Raw genomic sequence first — 6,286 nt, forward strand, 5'->3', positions numbered from 1 at the left:
GTGAGCATCGCCACAGCACGACCGGGACCAGCCACCCGTACCGCGCTCGTCACGGGCGCCGGCCGCGGTATCGGCCGCGCCATCGCCCAGCGGCTCAGCGGGCAAGGCCTGCGGGTGGCGCTCACCGCCCGCACCGGCGAGCAGCTCGAGCAGACGGCGGCCGCCTGTCCCGGGCCGACCCTCGTCGTGCCGGCTGACCTGACCGACCCCAGCGGCGTCGAGACGGTGTTCGGCGCGGTCGAGCAGGAGTGGGGGGCAATCGAGGTGCTCGTCGCCAACGCCGGTGCGGGGGTCTCGGCACCGCTCGCCAAGACCACCGACGAGCAGTGGCGCCAGATGCTCGACCTCAACCTCACCGCCCCGTTCCGGTGCCTGCGGCGCGCCGTCCCCTCGATGGTCGAGCACGGGTACGGCCGGATCGTCGTCGTCGCCTCGGTCGCCGCGAAGGTCGGTGAGCCCTACATCAGTGCCTACACCGCCGCCAAGCACGGGGTGCTCGGCCTGGTCCGGTCCGCCGCCGCCGAGCTCGCGCGCAGCGGAGTCACGGTCAACGCCCTCTGCCCCGGCTACGTCGACACCCCGATGACCGACGGGACGGTCGCCGGGATCAGCGACCTGACCGGACGCAGCGCCGAGGAGGCCCGCGCCGTCCTCGAGCGCAAGCAGCCGATCGGCCGGCTCGTCGGCCCGGACGAGGTCGCCGATGCCGCCTGGCTCTGCGTCACGACCGGTGCGATCACCGGCCAAGGCATCAACATCGACGGGGGAGCACACCAGTCATGACCACTCTCGAGTTCGTCAACCCACCCCAGCTCGGCCGGCCCAGCGGCTTCTCGCACGCCGTTCTCGGCACCGGGCGGATGGTCTTCCTCGCCGGGCAGACCGCGCTCGACGAGAACGGCGTCATCGTCGGTGACACGGTCGTCGAGCAGTTCCGGCGTGCCTTGGGCAGCCTGCTCACCGCGCTGGAGGCGGCCGGTGGCACTTCCTCGGACCTCGCTTCGCTGACGATCTACATCGTCGACATGGACGACTACAAGGCCCACAGCCGGCAGATCGGTGCGGTGTGGCAGGAGCTGCTGGGCCGGCACTACCCGGCCGTCGCCGGGATCGGGGTCGCCCGCCTCTGGGACGTCGAGGCGCTCGTGGAGGTCCAGGGCCTCGCCGTGCTGCCCGCGTCGCCAGCCGCCGGCTGAGTTCGTATGCCGCAGAGCTGAGTCCGCGCGTGCCCTCGCCGCGCAGGCGCGGCTCAGACGCGTCGCCTCGTCGTGACTGCGTCGTCTGAAGGCAGCGCAGCGAGGGCAAGGCGACGCAGCTGGCCCCGCGCCCGGGGAGTGCGTCGTCGCGGGCGGCGGCTGGGCGGCATACCTGCGTCGGCGGCGGGCGCTTCTGCGGTGCAGCGCCACTCAGCGACTTCGCAGAAATGCTTCGTACGCTCGAAACAAATGAACGAGACTCTTGGTCCGCGGTACAAGTGGGTCGCCCTGTCGAACACGACTCTCGGCGTGCTCATCGCCACCATCAACAGCTCGATCCTGCTCATCGCGCTGCCGGACATCTTCCGTGGCCTGCACGTCAACCCGCTCGCGCCGGGCAACTCGAGCTACCTGCTGTGGCTCATCATGGGCTACCTGGTCGTGACCGCCGTCCTGGTCGTCAGCTTCGGCCGGCTCGGCGACATGTTCGGCAGAGTCAAGATGTACAACCTCGGCTTCCTCGTCTTCACCGTCTCCTCGGTGCTGCTCAGCGTCACCTGGATGACCGGTGACGCCGGGGCGCTCTGGCTCATCGTCATGCGGATCTTCCAGGGCGTGGGCGGCGCTCTGCTCATGGCGAACTCGAGCGCGATCATCACCGACGCCTTCCCGGCCGACCAGCGCGGGCTCGCGCTGGGCCTCAACATGGTCGCCGGGATCGCGGGGTCGTTCATCGGCCTGGTCATCGGCGGGGTGCTCGCCCCCGTCGAGTGGCACCTGGTCTTCCTCGTGTCGGTCCCGGTCAGCCTCTTCGGCACGATCTGGGCCTACCTCAAGCTGCGCGACACCGGCGTGCGGCACGACGCCGGCATGGACTGGTGGGGCAACGCGACCTTCGGCATCGGCCTCGTCGCGATCCTCGTCGGGATCACCTACGGCATCCAGCCTTACGGCGACCACGTCATGGGCTGGACCAACCCGATGGTCCTGGCTGCGCTCATCGGCGGTGCGCTCGTGCTCGTCGCCTTCTGCGTCATCGAGACCCGGGTGGCGCACCCGATGTTCAACCTCGAGCTGTTCAAGATCCGCGCCTTCTCCGCCGGCAACGTCGCCAGCCTGCTGTCCGGGCTCGGCCGCGGCGGCCTGATGTTCATCCTCATCATCTGGCTGCAGGGCATCTGGCTGCCCGAGCACGGCTACTCCTTCGAGGAGACCCCGCTCTGGGCGGGCATCTTCATGCTGCCGATGACGGTCGGCTTCCTCATCGCGGGGCCGACGTCGGGATGGCTCTCCGACCGCTTCGGGGCGCGCCCGTTCGCGACCGGCGGGATGATCATCGCGGCCGGCAGCTTCGTCTGGCTGCTCCTGCTGCCAGTGCAGTTCGACTACCTGACCTTCGCGGGGGCGCTGCTCGTCGGTGGGCTCGGCATGGGCCTGTTCGCCTCGCCGAACCGCACCGGGATCATGAACTCGCTGCCGGCGACCCGCCGTGGGGTCGGCTCCGGGATGAGCACGACGTTCCAGAACTCCGCGATGGTCCTGTCGATCGGGATCTTCTTCTCGCTCATGATCACCGGGCTGGCCGGTGGGCTGCCGCACGCGATGGTGACCGGCCTGACCGCGCACGGCGTCTCGGCGGCCCAGGCGCACCAGCTCGCCGCGCTGCCTCCGGTGGCAGTGCTCTTCGCGTCGCTGCTCGGCTACAACCCGATCGGTACGCTGCTCGGCCCGGCCGCGTTGCACCAGCTTCCGACTGCGGACGCGGCCTACCTCACCGGTCGCGGCTTCTTCCCGTCGCTGATCTCGGGTCCGTTCCACGACGGGCTCGTGGTCGCGTTCGCGTTCGCCATCGCGGCCTGCCTCATCGCGGCGTGGGCCTCGTGGCTGCGCGGCGGGAAGTACATCTACCAGGACGATCCGGTGCCTGCCGGGCGAGCGCTTGCCCCCGGGTCGCCCACCCCCACAGGCGTGCCGTCTGCACGCACGAGCGAGGCATCTGCGCCCACAGCCGGGCCGTCTGCATCCACGGTGGGCGGGGCGGCAGGCCCGGGCGCAGAACGGAGCGCCGGCCCGTGATCGGCATACCAAGCGATGTGGTGCGAGCGGCTTCGGGCCGCAGGACCGCACCCAGCCGTGCTGATCGCCATCGAGACGAGCGCGGCGAGGAGGAGGTGCTCCGGCTCGCCGGGGACCTGCGCGCCGAGGTCAACCGCCTCGCCTACCACCTGCGGACGCCGGCAACCCGATCGGGCATCACGCCGACCCGGCTGGCCGCACTGGCCGCGCTGTCCCACGCCGGCTCCGGCCTGCGGGCCGGCGATCTCGCGGCGCGGATGGGGATCACCCCGGCGAGCACCAGCCGCCTCATCGACATCCTCGTCGATGCCGGCTGGGCGGATCGCACCCGTGACCCCGAGGACGCCCGGGCGGTCCTGCTTGCCCTGACCGCGTCAGGCCGTCGCGCCATCGAGGACCTGCGACGCGAGAACGTGACGGTCCTCGCCGCCGATCTGTCGGCCCTCGAACCCGAAGACCTCGCGGTGCTGACGGCGGCGGTCCCGCTGCTGCGGACCCTTTCCGAGCGGCTCCTGGCCGGTGGGGTCGAGCCGAATGACGGCGCTGGATCGTGAGTGTCGAGATGCAGCGAAGGTGTCGGGACGGATGGTCGATCGGCGACCCGGAGGGGAGGTAGATGGCTGACTCGCATGGTCGACAAGACTGCGGCTCAAGGCTTCTCGCACCGCCGCGTACGCCTGGGCCAGTACCGAGACTGCCGCAACCACCCGCAACGGCCTGGCCATCGGCGACATCGCGCCACCGGCGGCCGGTGAACCGTGCGCCCTGGAGGTCCGCGCCTGGGCCAAGGCAGCCGGCCTGGTCGTCTCCGGCCGCGGCCGACTACGGCCCCAAATCACCCAGGCCTGGCAAGACGCACACCGCCCGTAAGGCGATCCTCAACCGGAATGGTCGTCCCGGTTCCAGGTTCGTCCCGGGCCGACGTGCCGTCTCAGGTCCATTGCGTCGTGGAGGACTCGGCCGATGACCGGCGTGTCGCCGTCGCGCCGACAGATGAGGAAGTGACGTGGACGGTGGACCTTGCCACCGGGAGTACGGGCACGGCTGCGCGAGAGGTGCCAGGAGAAGACTCCTTCTCCCAGCTCTGGGCGGGGTACGTGTCCGCCGTCGTCGCTAAACGTGGCGGCATCTCGGACGGCTGTGGCGATCAGCGCCTCGTAGCGCTTGCGTGCCTCCTCGCCGAACTGATCGTCGGACCACGCGAGGATCGAGACGATGTCGTCGCGGGCGGCACGGGTGAGGCGGTATCCCGCCATCAGCCTGCCGGGCGCGTGCGTGCTGCCGCGTGGACGCCGAGCCAGCTGATGAAATCGTCGAGGTCGTCATCGTCGAGGTCGTCGTAGCGCCCCGACGCGAGATCCGCCCAGCCCCTGTCGGCAGCATCTTGTAGGGCGGTGATCTTGGCCGCATCCTCTGCCTCCTGGTGTTCCAGGAGGCGGAGCCCTTCACGTAGCACCTCGCTGGCATTCTGGTAACGCCCAGATGCCACCAGAGACTCGACGAGCTGGTGCTGGTGCTGACTCAAGACAACGTTCCGCGTCGGCACGACAACCACCTCCATTGGCAATATATGCCATTGCAGCGAGGCTGGGCCGACGTCAACCCACCCGAGTATCCCGTATGCTGATCCTTCTGCTGTCCAGCCACCAGGCCGGGTCGAGGTCGGTCACCCGCCCAGCATCGACCGACCGCGTTGCTCCGCCCTGGCGCCGCCCTGACCTGCATCCCTCCGGTTGGGTTGAGCTCCCTATCCCCCCGCCACCCGTCAGGTCGACTCCGACACCGGGCCGGCCGGTCCCCCGTGTCATGGCGCGGCAGACCTATCCGCGGTACCGGCGCACCAGAGGACAGCTGAACGGGTCACGCGCACCAATTCCGACCGCGTTGAGGTAGCGGACGACCATGCCGTAGGACTGCCACAGCGTCTTCTCGGTGTAGGTCACGTTGTGCTCGATGCAGTGCGCTCGCACGAGCGGCTGGAGACGCCTCAGGTTGGGGCGCGGCACACTCGGAAACAGGTGGTGCTCGATCTGCAGGTTCAGCCCGCCCATTGCGAAGTCGACGAGTGGCCCACCCGTGACGTTGCGCGACATCAGCACCTGCCGACGCAGGAAGTCGACCTTCAGGCTGGGCGGCACCAGCGGCATCCCCTTGTGGTTGGGGGCGAAGGAACCGCCGAGGCAGACTCCGAAGAGCGCTGCCTGCAATCCGAAGAACGCTGCGGCCTTACTCGGGGGCAGGAGGAGCAGCAGGGCGACCGGGTAGGCCGTCAGACGCACCCCGATGAGCACGGCCTCTACCCAGCGCTGCTTCAGGGGCCGCCTGCTGGCCACGGTCAAAACGCTTTGCAGCTGCAGATTCAGTCCCTCCAGGGTCAGCAGCGGGAAGAACAACCAGCCCTGACGGCGGGCGAAAGCCGCGCCCATCCCGTGCCGCGTCCGTGCCAGCTCTGGGGTGAAGGCGAGCACCCTCGACTCGATGTCGGGATCGATGCCCTCCTGGTTTTGTGCCGCGTGATGCCGGCTGTGCTTCTTGTCCCACCAGCCATAGCTCAGACCGAGGACAAGCCCACTGAGCACCCGGCTCGTCCACTCGTTCCACTGTCTGGACCGGAAGATCTGGCGATGTGCAGCATCATGACCCAGGAAGCCGATCTGAGCAGAGATGACGGCGAACGCCCCCGCGATCACCAGCTGCCACCACGAGTCGCCGACGATGGCGACCGCAACCCACACCGCGGCGAACGCGACAAGGGTGCCAAGGATCCTGGACCAATACCAGCCGTAGCGACGCTCCAGCAGGTGGCTGTCCCTCACCTGACGGGAGAGCTCGGTGAACGAGCTGACATAACGAACGCCAGGAGATGGCCTACCAGGATTGGGAGGCTGTCGGTGAGTGATGCCGGTCACTGGGGACCCCCTAGTGCGTTGATGACCGCTGTCAGGGACCGGGACAGCGCCTGCGAGGTGACCCGTTTACGGTACCCATGCTCCCTCGTCATAGTCGCCTCTCCT

7 protein-coding genes are annotated in these 6,286 nt (G+C 69.2%); 4 read left to right on the plus strand and 3 right to left on the minus strand.

From position 1 onward, the window contains the following. The 4 genes from L0H79_RS06150 (at position 1) to L0H79_RS06165 (ending at position 3,826) form a co-directional block, all read left to right on the plus strand. Positions 1-783, plus strand: a complete 783-nt coding sequence (locus tag L0H79_RS06150) for an SDR family NAD(P)-dependent oxidoreductase (RefSeq protein WP_301483698.1) — start codon at positions 1-3, stop codon at positions 781-783. Next, the gene (locus L0H79_RS06155; protein ID WP_301483699.1) at positions 780-1,196 is read left to right on the plus strand and encodes a RidA family protein; all 417 of its coding nucleotides are present in this window, start codon (positions 780-782) and stop codon (positions 1,194-1,196) included. The genes L0H79_RS06150 and L0H79_RS06155 overlap by 4 nt, the downstream gene beginning before the upstream one ends. A gap of 249 nt (positions 1,197-1,445) precedes the next feature. Continuing rightward, on the plus strand, positions 1,446-3,272 hold the full coding sequence (locus tag L0H79_RS06160) for an MFS transporter (protein ID WP_301483700.1): 1,827 nt from the start codon (positions 1,446-1,448) through the stop codon (positions 3,270-3,272). A 95-nt stretch (positions 3,273-3,367) separates the two neighbouring features. Further along, positions 3,368-3,826: a MarR family winged helix-turn-helix transcriptional regulator gene (locus tag L0H79_RS06165; protein ID WP_301483701.1), complete on the plus strand. Its 459-nt coding sequence runs from the start codon at positions 3,368-3,370 to the stop codon at positions 3,824-3,826. Between the two features lie 324 nt (positions 3,827-4,150). Here L0H79_RS06165 and L0H79_RS06170 read toward each other — a convergent pair whose 3' ends face one another. The 3 genes from L0H79_RS06170 to L0H79_RS06180 form a co-directional block, all read right to left on the minus strand. Beyond that, positions 4,151-4,528 (minus strand): type II toxin-antitoxin system RelE/ParE family toxin, encoded by a 378-nt coding sequence (locus tag L0H79_RS06170; protein ID WP_301483702.1) that lies wholly within the window; start codon positions 4,526-4,528, stop codon positions 4,151-4,153. Then, the gene (locus tag L0H79_RS06175) at positions 4,528-4,818 is read right to left on the minus strand and encodes a type II toxin-antitoxin system ParD family antitoxin (RefSeq protein WP_301483703.1); all 291 of its coding nucleotides are present in this window, start codon (positions 4,816-4,818) and stop codon (positions 4,528-4,530) included. The genes L0H79_RS06170 and L0H79_RS06175 overlap by 1 nt, the downstream gene beginning before the upstream one ends. A gap of 274 nt (positions 4,819-5,092) precedes the next feature. Then, a complete protein-coding gene (locus tag L0H79_RS06180; protein ID WP_301483704.1) occupies positions 5,093-6,088 on the minus strand; it encodes an acyl-CoA desaturase in 996 nt (331 codons plus the stop codon). Positions 6,089-6,286 lie beyond the last annotated feature (198 nt).

It is taken from the genome of Intrasporangium sp., assembly GCF_030452765.1.
Taxonomy (GTDB): domain Bacteria; phylum Actinomycetota; class Actinomycetes; order Actinomycetales; family Dermatophilaceae; genus Intrasporangium_A.

Coding starts and splice junctions, on each gene's coding strand:
- L0H79_RS06155 (WP_301483699.1), top strand. CDS start 780: ATGACCACTCTCGAGTTCGTCAACCCACCCCAGCTCGGCCGGCCCAGC.
- L0H79_RS06160 (WP_301483700.1), top strand. CDS start 1,446: ATGAACGAGACTCTTGGTCCGCGGTACAAGTGGGTCGCCCTGTCGAAC.
- L0H79_RS06170 (WP_301483702.1), bottom strand. CDS start 4,528: ATGGCGGGATACCGCCTCACCCGTGCCGCCCGCGACGACATCGTCTCG.